We start from the raw sequence: 13,975 nt of genomic DNA on the forward strand, positions 1-13,975 counted from the left end.
TAATAACCCAAAAACTATATTATAAATATAACAAAATATTACCATTTATAACATAAAAATATACATTAAAACGATATAGAATTCTTTTTTATTTTTTATAAAATAATAACAATTATTTATATATTATTTATTATTTCTATAAAAGTATACATTTATACTGTATCAAAAAAAATCAATTCTTTCTCTCACAACTTAATTGTCTTATCAGTCACTTTCATTATAAAAGTGGTATTCTATCCCCAGAAAACAATAGCTATGATAGCTAATAAAGGGAAGGATATTAATTGTAACAATGATCACGAGGCTATTTTTGCAAGTGCATAGAAATTATATTTTTATACTTGCATCAATAACTTTGATTTTAACATATAAATGAAGCTATTAACATATTTTAATATAGGATTGTGTATGACCCGCACTTTTACAATTCCTCCCAAAGCATCTAGAATCACTCATAAGGAAATATATCACGGTATTTTTCGTGATGATCCCTATCATTGGCTACGCGCATCTAACTGGCAAGATGTTTTTAAAAATCCTAACTGTCTTGATCCCAATATTCGACATCATCTCGAAAAAGAAAATGCTTATCAAGCAGCTCAAATGGCTGACACAAAGCCATTAAGAGATTTGCTTTTTGCTGAAATGAAAAGCAGAATCCAAGAGAATGATAGTTCTGTTCCTATAAAAAATGGACCTTTTGCTTACGGATTTTCTTATGTTACCGGAGGACAACAACCACATTATTTTCGGATACCAAGGAATGGTGGAGAAAAACATGTTTATCTTAATGGTGATCTTTTGGCTGAAGATAAAGAATATTTCAATTTTGGCTCAGTCCAAGAATCTCCTGATCATAGGTATGTTGTATGGACCTATGACGATAAAGGATCAGAGTTTTATACAGCTAAAATTCGTAATTTAGAAACATTATCTGATTTTACGGACACCATAATTGATACATCCGGACAAATTGTGTGGGATGCTCAATCTGAAGGTTTTTTCTATACAAAGGTGGATGAAAATCACCGTCCTTCAGAGCTCTATTATCATCGCTTAAACACGGATCAATCACAAGATAAGCTTATTTTTCATGAAGATAATCCAGGTTTTTTCTTAAATGTAAGCGGTTCTAAGCTCCATGATGTTATTTATATTAATATTCATGATCATGAAACCTCAGAGATCTGGTTAATTCCTGCTAAAACGCCTCTTAGCGTTCCTCAATGTGTACGAAAACGGCAAAAAGGTGTTGAATATTCACTTACAGAAGGTGGTGATGTCTTTTATATTCTTACGAATTTAGATAATGCAAAGGACTTTAAAATTATGGTTGCGCCGTATACAGCTCCGCAATCAGAAAATTGGTCAGAGCTTGTGTCCCATCAGCTTGGATGTTTAATCCTATCCCATGATGCGTATCAAGACTTTCTTATTTGGTTCGAACGCTTTGAAGGGCTTCCTCGTATAAAAATTATGGAGCGTACGACGAAACAAATCCATACCATTGCTTTTGATGAAGAGGCTTATTCTTTAGGTCTGCAAGGTGCAGCGGAATATGATAGTCAGTTCATTCGCTTTTCTTATTCATCTATGACAACGCCTGATCAAGTATTTGATTATGAGATGAAAAGTCGCAAACGGATATTGTTAAAGACGCAAATAATTCCCTCAGGGCATAATAAAGATGAATATATAACGCGGCGTATTATGGCCATCGCAGAGGATGGTGAAAAAATTCCCATCTCACTTTTTTATCATAAAAAGACACCTCTTAATGGTTGTGCACCTTGTCTGCTTTACGGTTATGGTGCTTATGGGATCTCTATTCCTGCCAGTTTCAATAGTAATATCCTCTCTCTTGTAAACAGAGGTTTTATTTATGCTATTGCCCATATTCGCGGAGGCAAAGAAAAAGGGGTTGAATGGTATGAGAAAGGAAAACATCTTTTTAAATATAATACATTTACCGATTTTATTGCTTGTGGGCGTTATCTTGTAAACAATAAATTCACAGCCCATGATCGGCTAATTGCGCATGGTGGTTCGGCAGGAGGCATGTTGATGGGGGCGATTGCTAATATAGCACCACAGGATTTTGCTGGGATTATAGCCAATGTACCTTTTGTTGATGTTTTAACTACCATGTTAGATGCTTCATTACCACTAACGCCCCCTGAATGGCCTGAATGGGGAAATCCTCTTGAATCAGAAGAGGATTATAAACTGATTGCTTCCTATTCACCCTATGATAACGTCAAAGCGCAAAAATACCCTCCTATGCTTGTGATCGCAGGATTAACCGATCCTCGTGTAACTTACTGGGAACCTGCAAAATGGGTAGCAAAATTGCGTGAGTTAAAAACAGATGATAATGCAATTTTATTACGTATTAACATGGATTCAGGGCACGCTGGTGCGGCTGGGCGTTTTTCAAAGCTAGAAGAAGTAGCCTATATCTATGCATATATTATAAAGATAGCAGGAAAAACTGTTGCTAATCTATAATATTTTTATTTTAAAGTCCCTACAGTTCACTGGATTATAGGGACTTAGAGACATTAAGAAATTATCGAGGCAGCTTACAATCCGCAATCTTCATAAAGTTTTAAAACATAATCCCAATTAATCAAATGATCTACGAAAGCTTCAAGATATTTCGGACGAGCATTACGGTAGTCAATGTAATAGGAATGTTCCCACACATCCACACCTAGAATAGGCTGAGCATCATAAACCAAAGGATTTTCACCATTCGGCGTTTTCATAATTTCAAGCTTACCATTTTTAACAGCAACCCATGCCCATCCGGAGCCAAATTGAGCACCAGCAGTAGCAATAAAATCAGCACGGAATTTGTCATAGCCACCTAGATCAGATTCAATAGCTTTTGCTAGTTTTTCAGGCATCTTTTGACCACCACCATCTTTTTTCATCCAATGCCAAAAATGGTTATGATTGTAATATTGCGCTGCATTATTAAACAAACCAATATTTTTTCCAAAACTTTTTTTCACAATTTCTTCAAGACTTTCATTTTCCAAGCCTGCCTCTTTTATAAGGTTGTTGGTATTGGTAAGATAAGCGAGGTGATGCTTATCATGATGATATTCAAGTGTTTCGCGTGACATATAGGGTGCAAGAGCATCGTAATCATAAGGCAATGCAGCCAATTCAAAAGCCATTTAAAAATCTCCTCGATTCTAATTGTTAAGCTCACTCCAAAAATCTAATTTGCCATTTGCAGCTCCCAAAAGCAAATGTTGAATGCTTTTATATATGTTAATTAATTTTAATGTCTCTCTTTTTATAAAAGGAGCTTTTAGGAAATGTATGCTAACCAATCAAAAGGGACACGGGTCTATATAAATAGTGCCTTCTGAAGATTTTTTACATCTACGAATGGATAAAAATAGCATGATTTTTTGAATAAAAAGTAAAGTGAAAAAGCTATCATTCTTTGTTTTTATACCTAAAAATATTTTTTCAAATAGCACATAAAATACTTTTAATTTTTTGCAAAATTTTTCAACTTACTGGTGTACAAGGGTGTTTACAACAGAATATCAAGTCATGTTTTTAAGAGACATTGCTTAATACGCTTGATTTCATTTTGTAGCGCTATCCCTGAACAATATGACATAATAACATATAAAATGAGTGGACATTACCATCTTTACACTTAATAAAAGAGCACAGCAGGCTATCATACACTTCGCCAGTTCTCAATGTGGTGACAGCTTTTGTTTTAATTGAGTAAGATGAGTTTTGAATATATCAAAAAAAGCAAAGCATATGCTCATTTATTAGAGATATAAACGATAAGATTTTCATCTTCTGTTTTTAGGAAATTAATAAAAGAGCAAAATAATTGATGGATAAATCATTGTGACTTGTGTTAAAAGAATAACTATCTATCTGTTTCTATTAGCAATTTGTATCGATGCAGTATCGTACAAGGTGTAGAGACTTTGTAATAAAAAAGTAAGGTCTTTGATTTTCAGATATTGCGTCCAGTGACAGGAATCGCTATAAGGTGAAAAAGTAATTATAAGGCGTATTTTCTTTTGGGGTATAGCCAAGCGGTAAGGCACCGGTTTTTGGTACCGGCATTCCCTGGTTCGAATCCAGGTACCCCAGCCATACTTTAATGAAATCAATGAGTTATCGGAAAGTACGGGAATTTTATTTCCGTTGATTCCTTTAACTTATTTCCCACCTATCCCTAACTTTTTTATAGCTTATACCCAATCATTTTATCTAGATAACTGGATTTGCTAGCAGGGCGCTTGACTCTTATTTTTATTAATCGTATAGTGACGATATACGACAAGGGGCGGTAATGGCAATTGTGAGTTTCAAACATAAGGGCTTAAAATTATTTTATACAACAGGTTCTACAAAAGCTATTCAACCAGATCACGTAAAAAAATTACGCGTTATCTTGACGGCTTTAACAAGTGCTACGACGCCTGAAATGTTGAGAGCACCTGCTTTTAAAATGCATCCTCTTAAAGGTGAACTTACAGGATACTATTCTATATGGGTGAATGGAAATTGGCGTGTTACTTTTCGCTTTATAGGAACAGATGTGGAGCTTGTTGATTATCAAGATTACCATTGATGAAAGGAACGAAAACAAATGATGCATAACCCCGCACATCCGGGTGAAGTTCTAAAAGTAGCTTTTTTGGAAGAAATGGGGATAACAATACAAAAATTAGCTGATCATCTCCATATGACAAGAGCTTCTCTATCAAGAGTGATTAACGGTCATGCTGCTATGAGTACCGAGCTTGCGATTAAATTAGAGTTGGCTGGTTTTAGTAAAGCAAAATTTTGGTTGGATATGCAAACAAACTATAATTTATGGCAAACAATGCAACAGGCACAACCAACTATTTCTCCTCTAATTTCTGATGCACCTCAAACGCCGCTTTGATTGCGTTCATAATTTTTACGGGGCTTTGGTTTGTTTTCTTACTGTCAACCATGCCCCTAACTTTTTTGAAGTTTTTTGATAGCTTCTATTGCGAGACGTTTGCGATCTGCGCTTTTTGTGTAAAGAGATGCCATGTTATCTTCTGTCCAGCCAAAAAGCGCTTTCATTTGTGAAACCGTAGCACCGGCATTAGCTGCGCGGGTGGCCGCTAATTTTCGCAATCCATGAGCTGATTTTTTAATACCTGCTGCATTACAAGCTTTACGAAACAGATTACCAAAACTTTCTTTAGTCAGTTTTTTACCTTCTTTTCCACAAATAAATGTTTCATCACCTACGGGACCAATTTTAAGGGTTTCTGCAAGTTCTGGTAAAATAGGTAGAAAAACATCTGTTTTAAATTGGCTCTTTTCTGTTTTGAGATGAATAATATTATCTTTAACATCTTTCCAGCCGATACGAACGGCATCACCACGGCGTAAACCTGTATACAAAAGGACGTCAATCCATACACGTTCATGAGTACCGACAGACCAATGATGATAATATTTATCTATATCTTCTTCTAACCATGGGGTGAAACCTTCTGCGTTAAAGGATTTTGGTGGTTTTATGTTAAAAGCGGGGTTTCTGTTTAAAAGAGCATTATCAACCGCCCAATTAAAAAGACCGTTTAAAGCCGTTAAAAAGTGTCTTGCTGCTGCGGGAGTATTGCGCCTTCTTTCTACAGCATCAAGAATATGTTGTTTTTCTATGCTTTTATAGGCGCGATTACCAATATGTTTAGAAACATTATTCAGAATTCGATATTTAACTTTTTTTGTTGACTCTGATTGATTATGCCATTGCATGCTTTGTAAATACTGATGCAATAACCAGTCAAAAGACCCTTCTGTAAGCTTAGTGCGTTTCATTATCTTAGAAGAGTCATTTTGCACTTGCTTAAGGGCAAGTGTATAATTGTCAACAAATTCTTGCGTTCCGTAAGTTCCTTCAATGCGAAACCGTGGTCCATGACCAATACGTACATACCATATGATTTTACCATGGCGTGTACGTTCACGAACAAGATAGGGTGGACGACGCTTTGGCATGGCTAAAACTTTATGTCATCAACAGGGGGGCAGGATGGATTTGTACTACATTCTTCTTGCTCGTTTTCAAGAGGTGGAAAATCTTCAATACTATAAGCATTACTCCTTATTGTTGGTGGTGTTATAATTTTATTGATATGAATTAATAACTCTCCAGTAGGTTTGATTTCTACAACCTCTGCGCCTTGTTTTTTGGCTTCTCTTAAAGCGCGCGCAATGGCTGGTTGTGTTATGGTAGGTGGGCGGTGTGCCATGTCAGTTCCCCTTAAATTTAGCTGCAATTCACCCGTGTTGTGAATCATGATTTTTTTTGAAAATTGTGGTAAGAGGGTGGGGGTGCTGGGAGGAGAAAGCACCCCCATAATGTCAAGCGGCTTTTGTTAAGATCTTTTGCATCTCTTGTTCTATTTCCCCTAAAAAGATTTCGACCGCTTGATTGATTTGTTCGATTTGTTCTTCATTACGATTGATGCGTTTGATCTTCATTCTCAAACTAGTAGATTTGCCTACAAAGTTTGGATTATAGCTCATGAAATGACACCATTTACGTCCCGTGCAAGCCATTTGGAATTGCATTTGTGCGATGTATTCAGGCTTGATAGTGTCATCTATAAAAAAGCGTAGATGATTTGGTGATTGTGGGCATTTAATCTCAATTAAACCGTCCTCACCAATAAGCCCATCGGGACTAGCACCAGCCATTTGGATTGTAGGATGTTGGACAAATCCACATCTTGTGACCTCTGTATCATAAATGAATGCATATTCTCTCAAGGCATCTTCTTCATGTTCAATGCCCCATTGCATAGCTGGCGTTATATAAGATTGGCTTATTTCCTCTGTTAATCGCTCTGTCATAAGCTTTATTTTGTACTCCTCATATTTGCTTGTAGGCGTTCCCTTGGCTGTTTTGCTAAGTATGTTATAAACGTTTGAAGCGGTGACTTTACCTAAACGGGCTTGAAACCATTCTGCTGTTCTTTGTTCCATTTTACACCGCCGTTCCCTGTTCGTGTGAGGTTGCTATATCGGCATCTTGTATAGTAGAATCTGTTTCTACCTTTTGCCTGTTTTGTTTATCTTTCAAAAGATGTAATACCGTTTGTGCTTGTCCTTCAGACATATCGTCAAGCTTTTTGACATTGACATAAGTAAGTATTTTTTCTTCTTCTGTTTGGGTTTGTATTATGAGTCTTCTGATTTCATTGATCTGTTGTGGAAAAGCCTTTTTAATAGGTGTGTTCCCATCCGTATCATCATCTTCACTCACGACATTAAGAAGCATGCCTAACAGATATCTGCGTGCGTATGTGATTGCAGAACCAACCGATTGTATATTTGATTTACATCCTTTAGTGTCATAAGGAAACTTTCCTTCTGTTGAGATTTTATTTCCAGACGGATGCGTCAAAGTCATTTCTATAATTATATTGTCTGAACTCTGTTCTTTGATACGAGAAAACAAAGCAAATCGGTGTTTTGCAAGAGTTTTCTTTACAGCATCAATGTACTGGTCAAGGGTTGCATATTGGCTGTTTGTATGGGTGTTTGTAGAGTTTTTTTGTATTTTTTGATATTCTATTTGCATATTCGAAAGATCACTGGCAAATCTTTCGTAGTTTTGTCGTTCTATTTCTTTTTCTCGTAAGGCAATGAGACGCTCGAGACGGTCCATATCGACATCATTTTCTAAGGCTCTGTTTAAAATACGTTCCATAGCAGTTTGTTTAACCGCTAAATGGTGTGTTTCTTCAATTTCTGTTAGGTTAGTGTTTTGTTCATTCATCTTGATTTCCTCCATTTAAAGCGTAACTCACCCGTGGCGTGAATCACGCATGTGTTAAAAGTTGTTTGGTTTGATTGTTAAATTTTTATATCTTGAAGAATTCTTGTTCTGTCGCAAATGTGGGCTTTCCCATAAATGTTAGCAAAACCATAAACTTTGGCATGGTCATAAATCTTGGCACGACCACGAACCACGGCAAAACCATAAACCTTGGCATGATCATAAACCCGTGCACGACCCAAAACGAAGGCGGTCTCATAAATCTTGGCATTTCCATAAATACGTGCATCACCATAAACCTTAGCGCCGCCAAAAACTTCTGCATTGTCATAAACCATGGCATCACCATAAACCGCGGCATCATCAGAAATCACGGCATTTCCAAAAACCTGAGCATTTCCAAAAACATATCCACTGTCAAAGGATCTATGCGAACCCGCTACCCAGCAATTTCCCTCATGGCTTAGGTTGTCTTCATGTTCTATAAATCCACCTAGATCACCTTTCTTGACGTTTCCAAAGTCTTTTAAAGCGCGGATACGGTGAAGGGTTTTACTTCTTCCAACCTCTGTTGTCTCATCAGTCAGTTCGTATTTTTTTTTCATGATTTATTTCCTTTAAGTTAAAGTATTCCTTTGTCGCTCTTGAAAAGAACGGCATTGGCTTGTGTTATATTTTTTTTGAAAAAGGGGCGCTTTTTCAAACGCCCTTAAGAATTTTAAAGCACATCACAAGGACGCAAACGGTGTTGTTGTTCGTAAGTACCATACATCTCATCATTATATTTTTCGTCTGCTAAATCAGATAAAAGGTCATGGTAAGCAACACTCTCGCGTACAAAGTCATGAACTTTACTCTCCTCATGGAGATGTTCGATATTTTCTTTTACATATGCTTCTGCAATTTCTTCAGAGATATCTTCACAATTATTCTCAGAAGGATTGATGCGAAAAATTTGGATTGCATCATCTGCCTCGTCAATAATTTTTAGAACTTGGCTTTCATCAAGTGGTCCAGACCGACCAATGTTTTGATCATCATTATAGACAACTAATAAGATTTCATCAGAATTTATAAGAATTGGATTTTCCATAATTTCTCCTCCCTAACGCCTCTTGGCAATTGTTTGTGTTAATTTATGGATACCAATGTAGCGTATTTAGGAACTTATGTCAACATAAATGTAACGATTTTAGAAACTTTTTATATAAATATAAAAAAATCACTTAAAAAATTAAAGCTGTAATCACTAAAAAAGAGGGGGATATGCTTAGAATAGCTAGAGCTTTAATAATACAATTTTATTGGGTTTAAATATTCTAAAATCTTGGTGGTTTTATCCAGTCTATAGGTGCCGCCCAAACTAATGCAATATCTTTTATTTCTGGATATAATCTATTTAAACTCTCTAAATTAAATAAACCAGGTTTACTACCTTGTTTTATTATTTTGACAAAACAGCGTCCATCTTGCGTATAGACAATTGCTTTTTTATTAAGAAGTAAACTTGGAGAAATGTTTTCTGAATAAAATAAAATAGATTTATCCTCAATGAAAGGTTCCATTGAGTCGCCCTCAACTTTTACCGCGTATGTATCTTTTGTAATGTATGGGGGGATTTCTACTTCTTCAAGCCAACCGTCTTCGTAGGGGATAATTTCTGAACCTGCTCCTACATAACCCATTAAAGGTATAGTTTTTTTTCGTGGAAGAGGATATTTTGTGATTTCTTCAATTGCCATACCCTCTTGCACACTTATTCCTCGTTCACCCGTTAGCATTTTATTGACGGCAGAGCGATAGATAGAGCGCTGCATCTTCTCACTTAGTTGTCTAGCAAGCGATGATTGAGACAATCCAGATTCTTGTAAGGCTTCACTTAGCCAAATTTTCATAATGTTATTCATGGTTTCCATTATATCTTTATTAGAAAAAAAATCTTTTGTGGTTTTCGTTACATTATCTATTGATTTTGTACCTAAATAAGCTACAATGCGAATTATGAAACAATTTTATGAAATAATAAATCTATTAGGTGGGGTTCGTAGGGTATCTCAGTTGCTTGGGGTTCATAGAACACGCGTGTACGTCTGGCTCCGTCCTGTATCAAAAGGTGGAACTGGTGGGAGAATTCCAACAAAACATATCCCAATTCTTTTGAATGAAGCCAACAGAATTGGAGCACCGATTAAGGCAGAAGACTTTTTCTCGTTTTTTTATAGGACGCAATCATGTGAGACTATATCATCTCAAATATCTGCTTTCACACCTGCTTCTACAGATAATAACGAGCACCAGCAGCACAATTTTTAAAAGCTTAATCACTATGCATGTCATCATGGCGTGCAGATAAATACGCAACAGCCTTAAGGGGGGATTATGATCACGCATGCACAAACCATTCTCTGTCTTGATCTAGGTATCAAGACTGGCTGGGCTATATGCGGTGCTGATGGTCACATAACAAGCGATACAGAACATTTTCAATCACGCCGTTTTGAAGGCGGTGGTATGCGTTATCTGCGCTTTAAAAAGTGGCTTTCTGAACTAAAGAGGTCTGTTGATGAAATTGATGCCGTGTATTTTGAAGAAGTACGCCGGCATGTGGGGACTGATGCAGCGCATGTTTACGGTGGCTTTCTAGCAACTTTAACGGCTTGGTGTGAACATCATCAGATACCGTATGAAGGCATTCCAGTTGGTACGATTAAGAAAGCAACAACGGGGAAGGGGAATGCTTCAAAAGAAGAAATGATTAAAGCGGTGCGTGCAAAAGGGCATGCGCCTAAAGATGACAACGAAGCAGATGCTTTGGCAATTTTATATTTAAAGAAAGAAGGAGGTATGCATGTCCAGTAAAATACCATGGACAAGGCTTTTTGCTGATAAATGGATTCTTGATCTCACTTATTTGTCTTCTATTGAAGGCAATATATACATGAGATTACGGTTGCAAATGCTTCACACTGGTAAGCCTCTTTTAAATAACATTAAGGTTTGGGCTAATTATACTGGTTACTCAGTAAAAACATTTGTCAAAGCATTAGACGTTTTACAGAGCACTGGTCATATTATTCGTTTAGCAGATGGTCGTTTATGGAATCTAGATGTTGAAGCAGAATTAAATGATAGCGTGGGAAAATCAGAAGCGGCATCAAAAGCTGTTAGTGCTAGATGGAAAAAGTCTAAAGAAAAAAACGTAAAATGTAATACGGAATCTATACAACATAAATACGGAAATGATACGGATTCTATACGGAATGAATACGAAAGCGATACGGAAACGATACCATATAACATTAACAATAACATATATAATAAAAAAACTAATACTATCGTATTAGCAAAAAAAGAAATTGGTTCTGAAAATTTAGAAACAGACGATTTGGTTCAAGAGCCAATCGAGGATGATGCTGTTGAGACCACATCAGAGCAAATCGAAACGTTAGAAACAAACCAACCTCCTATTCACGAGCAAGAGAACATTTCCAAAAAGCAAAACCGAGCGAAAGCTAATCGCGGTTGTCGATTACCTGCGGATTTTGAACCCGATTACGATTTTCCCATTGCAGAGGGTTTGCCTCCAGAGCGTGTCAAAGTCGAAATCGCAAAGTTTCGAGATTATTGGCGTTCAAAAGCTGGAGCAAATGCAACCAAAATCGATTGGCAAGCAACATGGCGTAACTGGGTGCGCAAGGCGATTGATGATTTAGAAAAAACAAAAAACACAAACAATAATGGTGGAAACAATGGAAACTTTTCAAAAGATCAAAGAACTCGCGCTGGTACCGGAGAGACAATCCGTAATCTTATCGGTGCAACACAGCTTAGTGACGCCTCTACAAGATACCGTGCAACAGATAGAGAAATGTGTAACTCTGGAGTTACCATGGACCTTGATCAATGGCAGTCAATTGACAAAAAACCTAGAGAAACAAGCTTTAGAAGCTTATCAGACTGTTCAAAACTTACTTACCTTGAAAGCATCTGTTGAAGACATAGCAGAGGCTCTTGATGTGCTTGAAGGTGGTTTGACAATGCAAAAAGTTTCGAATGCAGAAGCGCGTGCAAAGGCTTATATCGCTGCTCTTAACGGCATTTCACTCTGGTCTTTATTGCAAGCCGTTAAAAATCTTATACGTGGTGAGGCAAAAGGCATGTCCACAACCTTTGTTCCCTCTTGTGCTGATCTTGCGCAGTATTGTCGCGATTTAGAAAGCAGGCTTTATGGTGCTGCTGAGAAAGTTTTTATCGCAGTTGAAAATACGCGTAATTTGGCTTTAGGAGGCAAGCGCATTTCATTCATGAGAATAGGCAAGCCCGATGAAGAGCATGATAACAATTCAAAAGCGGCTTAAAACAGCAAAATAGTGAAAAGTGCTGATCATTTTGGGAATAGATATGCTTTTAAATCGACAAAAAGGTACCTTACAAAGCGATTTAAAGATTTTATGATGAAAGTAACATCTGTAATATAAAACGCTCTGTACAGTCAAATTTGAGTCAAATAACCCTATTGGCAAATTTAAGGATTAAGACATGCAAATTTTACAACGCCTGTTCTTAACACAACGTAAACAGCTCATGCAAAAAAAGTTTGTGGCAACAGCTGTTGGTTATGTACCATGGGGAGATGGAGCGGCTGAGTATTTTTACAACCTTTACGAATATGAAGACGGCAGGAGAGAGTATGAAAAGTTTGATGGTGCTCAATATTACACCATACCAGAAAATGCGGATTTTAGTACTAAAGCGCAAGTGAAAGCGTGGATTTACGGTGGTAATTTGCCAAGAAGCGTTCTCGATTATGAACCTCTCATTGATGAAATCAACAAGGAAATCAAAAAATTATCAAAAGCCATTTGATGTATTTTAAGCGAAAAATCGGTCAAGCCAAGTCTTAATTGCTAAGGAGGCTTACTTGCTCTAAAGACGAAATATCCGGTATGGGATTATTATGCCGTGCTTGCCACAGATCATGTTTTTGTTGTAATTTAAGCCAAAATTCCGCATCATTTAAACCAGCCTTTTCTAAGCGTAAAGCAAGGTTAATACTGATTGCAGCATGACAGTTTAAAACACGTGATAAAGTTAAACGTGCAACGCCGAGATGATTTGCAGCTTCTGTTACTGTTAAGCCTAATTCATCAAGCAATTCTTCTTTCAAAATGCCACCAGGGTGTGGGGGATTGTACATCATGATAATACCTCAAAAATTAATGGTAGTCTTGATAATCAACAAGTTCAACATCTGTTCCGATAAAGCGAAAAGTAACACGCCAATTTGCATTAACACGCATTGACCAATAGCCTTTTAAATCGCCTGTAAGCTCATGGAGACGATAGGATCTAATCGTCATTTGTTCAGGAGCAGATATCGTATCTAAAATTACCAAAATGTTAGCTAGTTTTTTAGCATGTGCAGGTTGTATTCCTTTACAAATTCCTTTTTCGAAAAATAACCTCAACCCTTTATGCTTAAAACTAACGATTGCCATAATATTACCCTTTGCTACTTGATACGATACACCATACACTTATGTCAATCGATTATTTATTAATTTGTTATGTGAAACATAATGTTATATGTTAATAAAAAATAATATCCTTTTGAAATATTTGAAAAAATAAACAAATTATGATAGGATTTTACGTATATAAAATGCAAATCAAATGGAACTCACAAACATGTTGAATAAAGTGATTTTAATTGGTTATCTTGGAGCTGATCCCGAAAGCAAAACAATGAATTCTGGAGCAGAAGTAGTCAATTTTCGTATGGCAACTTCTGAGAGCTATACAGATAAAAATACCCTACAAAAAGTAGAGAAAACAGAATGGCATTCAGTTGTGATTTTTAATCCACATTTGGCAAAAATTGCACTTCAGTATCTCAACAAAGGTTCAAAGGTTTACATAGAAGGAAAATTACAAACACGCAAATGGCAAGATAAAAATGGGCATGACCATTATACAACAGAGATTATTTTACCACAATTCAAAGGCGAGTTGTATTTGCTTGATACAAAAAAAGAGCAATCCGCCCCTTTACCCATTACTTCTCAAAGTTATGCTATCGCTTCAGGGGCTGCTGATCATAGTGCATCTCTTAATGACAGCATGCCATTTTGATTGAAAAAATACGACAAAAAC

At 36.6% G+C, this 13,975-nt stretch carries 18 protein-coding genes and 1 tRNA gene; 9 read left to right on the forward strand and 10 right to left on the reverse strand.

Features of this window, described 5'->3' with window-relative positions; genetic code table 11:
• Positions 1-408 precede the first annotated feature (408 nt).
• Positions 409-2,508 (forward strand): S9 family peptidase, encoded by a 2,100-nt coding sequence (locus PVV70_RS08640; RefSeq protein ID WP_273758856.1) that lies wholly within the window; start codon positions 409-411, stop codon positions 2,506-2,508.
• A 74-nt stretch (positions 2,509-2,582) separates the two neighbouring features.
• Here the strand turns inward: PVV70_RS08640 and PVV70_RS08645 are convergent, their stop codons facing one another.
• Positions 2,583-3,185 carry a superoxide dismutase gene (locus PVV70_RS08645; RefSeq protein ID WP_273758857.1) on the reverse strand — a complete coding sequence of 201 codons (603 nt, stop codon included), beginning with the start codon at positions 3,183-3,185 and terminating at the stop codon, positions 2,583-2,585.
• An 883-nt stretch (positions 3,186-4,068) separates the two neighbouring features.
• Here PVV70_RS08645 and PVV70_RS08650 point away from each other — a divergent pair.
• The 3 genes from PVV70_RS08650 to PVV70_RS08660 all read left to right on the forward strand — a co-directional run bounded on the left by PVV70_RS08650 (position 4,069) and on the right by PVV70_RS08660 (position 4,942).
• A tRNA-Gln gene (locus PVV70_RS08650) sits at positions 4,069-4,143 on the forward strand.
• 199 nt (positions 4,144-4,342) lie between these two features.
• Positions 4,343-4,624 (forward strand): type II toxin-antitoxin system RelE/ParE family toxin, encoded by a 282-nt coding sequence (locus PVV70_RS08655; RefSeq protein WP_273722004.1) that lies wholly within the window; start codon positions 4,343-4,345, stop codon positions 4,622-4,624.
• Between the two features lie 18 nt (positions 4,625-4,642).
• A complete protein-coding gene (locus PVV70_RS08660; protein ID WP_273758858.1) occupies positions 4,643-4,942 on the forward strand; it encodes a HigA family addiction module antitoxin in 300 nt (99 codons plus the stop codon).
• Positions 4,943-4,998: 56 nt separating this feature from the next.
• Here the strand turns inward: PVV70_RS08660 and PVV70_RS08665 are convergent, their stop codons facing one another.
• The 7 genes from PVV70_RS08665 to PVV70_RS08695 all read right to left on the reverse strand — a co-directional run bounded on the left by PVV70_RS08665 (position 4,999) and on the right by PVV70_RS08695 (position 9,738).
• Positions 4,999-6,036, reverse strand: coding sequence for a tyrosine-type recombinase/integrase (locus PVV70_RS08665; protein ID WP_273758860.1), 1,038 nt, complete (start codon positions 6,034-6,036; stop codon positions 4,999-5,001).
• Between the two features lie 2 nt (positions 6,037-6,038).
• Positions 6,039-6,290, reverse strand: coding sequence for a hypothetical protein (locus tag PVV70_RS08670; RefSeq protein WP_273758861.1), 252 nt, complete (start codon positions 6,288-6,290; stop codon positions 6,039-6,041).
• Between the two features lie 112 nt (positions 6,291-6,402).
• Positions 6,403-7,026: a lambda exonuclease family protein gene (locus PVV70_RS08675; protein WP_273758862.1), complete on the reverse strand. Its 624-nt coding sequence runs from the start codon at positions 7,024-7,026 to the stop codon at positions 6,403-6,405.
• Between the two features lies 1 nt (position 7,027).
• Entirely contained in the window at positions 7,028-7,822 is a 795-nt protein-coding gene (locus tag PVV70_RS08680) for an ERF family protein (protein ID WP_273758863.1), read from the reverse strand.
• Positions 7,823-7,899: 77 nt separating this feature from the next.
• Positions 7,900-8,427 carry a hypothetical protein gene (locus PVV70_RS08685; protein ID WP_273758864.1) on the reverse strand — a complete coding sequence of 176 codons (528 nt, stop codon included), beginning with the start codon at positions 8,425-8,427 and terminating at the stop codon, positions 7,900-7,902.
• Positions 8,428-8,540: 113 nt separating this feature from the next.
• A complete protein-coding gene (locus tag PVV70_RS08690; protein ID WP_273724649.1) occupies positions 8,541-8,915 on the reverse strand; it encodes a hypothetical protein in 375 nt (124 codons plus the stop codon).
• A 226-nt stretch (positions 8,916-9,141) separates the two neighbouring features.
• Positions 9,142-9,738, reverse strand: coding sequence for a S24 family peptidase (locus tag PVV70_RS08695; RefSeq protein ID WP_273758865.1), 597 nt, complete (start codon positions 9,736-9,738; stop codon positions 9,142-9,144).
• A 463-nt stretch (positions 9,739-10,201) separates the two neighbouring features.
• Between PVV70_RS08695 and PVV70_RS08700 the strand changes: the two genes are divergently transcribed.
• The 4 genes from PVV70_RS08700 to PVV70_RS08715 all read left to right on the forward strand — a co-directional run bounded on the left by PVV70_RS08700 (position 10,202) and on the right by PVV70_RS08715 (position 12,688).
• The gene (locus tag PVV70_RS08700) at positions 10,202-10,681 is read left to right on the forward strand and encodes a crossover junction endodeoxyribonuclease RuvC (RefSeq protein WP_273758866.1); all 480 of its coding nucleotides are present in this window, start codon (positions 10,202-10,204) and stop codon (positions 10,679-10,681) included.
• The gene (locus PVV70_RS08705; RefSeq protein WP_273758867.1) at positions 10,671-11,816 is read left to right on the forward strand and encodes a hypothetical protein; all 1,146 of its coding nucleotides are present in this window, start codon (positions 10,671-10,673) and stop codon (positions 11,814-11,816) included. The genes PVV70_RS08700 and PVV70_RS08705 overlap by 11 nt, the downstream gene beginning before the upstream one ends.
• Positions 11,800-12,180 (forward strand): hypothetical protein, encoded by a 381-nt coding sequence (locus PVV70_RS08710; protein ID WP_273758868.1) that lies wholly within the window; start codon positions 11,800-11,802, stop codon positions 12,178-12,180. The genes PVV70_RS08705 and PVV70_RS08710 overlap by 17 nt, the downstream gene beginning before the upstream one ends.
• 181 nt (positions 12,181-12,361) lie before the next feature.
• Entirely contained in the window at positions 12,362-12,688 is a 327-nt protein-coding gene (locus PVV70_RS08715) for a hypothetical protein (protein WP_273758869.1), read from the forward strand.
• Between the two features lie 34 nt (positions 12,689-12,722).
• Here PVV70_RS08715 and PVV70_RS08720 read toward each other — a convergent pair whose 3' ends face one another.
• Both PVV70_RS08720 and PVV70_RS08725 read right to left on the reverse strand, forming a co-directional pair.
• The gene (locus PVV70_RS08720) at positions 12,723-13,022 is read right to left on the reverse strand and encodes a HigA family addiction module antitoxin (protein ID WP_273719272.1); all 300 of its coding nucleotides are present in this window, start codon (positions 13,020-13,022) and stop codon (positions 12,723-12,725) included.
• Between the two features lie 16 nt (positions 13,023-13,038).
• On the reverse strand, positions 13,039-13,320 hold the full coding sequence (locus tag PVV70_RS08725) for a type II toxin-antitoxin system RelE/ParE family toxin (protein ID WP_019220295.1): 282 nt from the start codon (positions 13,318-13,320) through the stop codon (positions 13,039-13,041).
• A 190-nt stretch (positions 13,321-13,510) separates the two neighbouring features.
• On the opposite strand from PVV70_RS08725, the gene ssb reads away from it, so the two are divergent.
• A complete protein-coding gene (gene ssb, locus PVV70_RS08730) occupies positions 13,511-13,954 on the forward strand; it encodes a single-stranded DNA-binding protein (RefSeq protein WP_273758894.1) in 444 nt (147 codons plus the stop codon).
• Positions 13,955-13,975 lie beyond the last annotated feature (21 nt).

Source organism: Bartonella sp. AU55XJBT, from assembly GCF_028618525.1.

What these genes read in the sequence shown, in the direction of transcription:
- PVV70_RS08640 (WP_273758856.1), top strand. Translation starts at nt 409, where the DNA reads ATGACCCGCACTTTTACAATTCCTCCCAAAGCATCTAGAATCACTCAT.
- PVV70_RS08645 (WP_273758857.1), bottom strand. Translation starts at nt 3,185, where the DNA reads ATGGCTTTTGAATTGGCTGCATTGCCTTATGATTACGATGCTCTTGCA.
- PVV70_RS08655 (WP_273722004.1), top strand. Translation starts at nt 4,343, where the DNA reads ATGGCAATTGTGAGTTTCAAACATAAGGGCTTAAAATTATTTTATACA.
- PVV70_RS08660 (WP_273758858.1), top strand. Translation starts at nt 4,643, where the DNA reads ATGATGCATAACCCCGCACATCCGGGTGAAGTTCTAAAAGTAGCTTTT.
- PVV70_RS08665 (WP_273758860.1), bottom strand. Translation starts at nt 6,036, where the DNA reads ATGCCAAAGCGTCGTCCACCCTATCTTGTTCGTGAACGTACACGCCAT.
- PVV70_RS08670 (WP_273758861.1), bottom strand. Translation starts at nt 6,290, where the DNA reads ATGGCACACCGCCCACCTACCATAACACAACCAGCCATTGCGCGCGCT.
- PVV70_RS08675 (WP_273758862.1), bottom strand. Translation starts at nt 7,026, where the DNA reads ATGGAACAAAGAACAGCAGAATGGTTTCAAGCCCGTTTAGGTAAAGTC.
- PVV70_RS08680 (WP_273758863.1), bottom strand. Translation starts at nt 7,822, where the DNA reads ATGAATGAACAAAACACTAACCTAACAGAAATTGAAGAAACACACCAT.
- PVV70_RS08685 (WP_273758864.1), bottom strand. Translation starts at nt 8,427, where the DNA reads ATGAAAAAAAAATACGAACTGACTGATGAGACAACAGAGGTTGGAAGA.
- PVV70_RS08690 (WP_273724649.1), bottom strand. Translation starts at nt 8,915, where the DNA reads ATGGAAAATCCAATTCTTATAAATTCTGATGAAATCTTATTAGTTGTC.
- PVV70_RS08695 (WP_273758865.1), bottom strand. Translation starts at nt 9,738, where the DNA reads ATGGAAACCATGAATAACATTATGAAAATTTGGCTAAGTGAAGCCTTA.
- PVV70_RS08700 (WP_273758866.1), top strand. Translation starts at nt 10,202, where the DNA reads ATGATCACGCATGCACAAACCATTCTCTGTCTTGATCTAGGTATCAAG.
- PVV70_RS08705 (WP_273758867.1), top strand. Translation starts at nt 10,671, where the DNA reads ATGTCCAGTAAAATACCATGGACAAGGCTTTTTGCTGATAAATGGATT.
- PVV70_RS08715 (WP_273758869.1), top strand. Translation starts at nt 12,362, where the DNA reads ATGCAAATTTTACAACGCCTGTTCTTAACACAACGTAAACAGCTCATG.
- PVV70_RS08720 (WP_273719272.1), bottom strand. Translation starts at nt 13,022, where the DNA reads ATGATGTACAATCCCCCACACCCTGGTGGCATTTTGAAAGAAGAATTG.
- PVV70_RS08725 (WP_019220295.1), bottom strand. Translation starts at nt 13,320, where the DNA reads ATGGCAATCGTTAGTTTTAAGCATAAAGGGTTGAGGTTATTTTTCGAA.
- ssb (WP_273758894.1), top strand. Translation starts at nt 13,511, where the DNA reads ATGTTGAATAAAGTGATTTTAATTGGTTATCTTGGAGCTGATCCCGAA.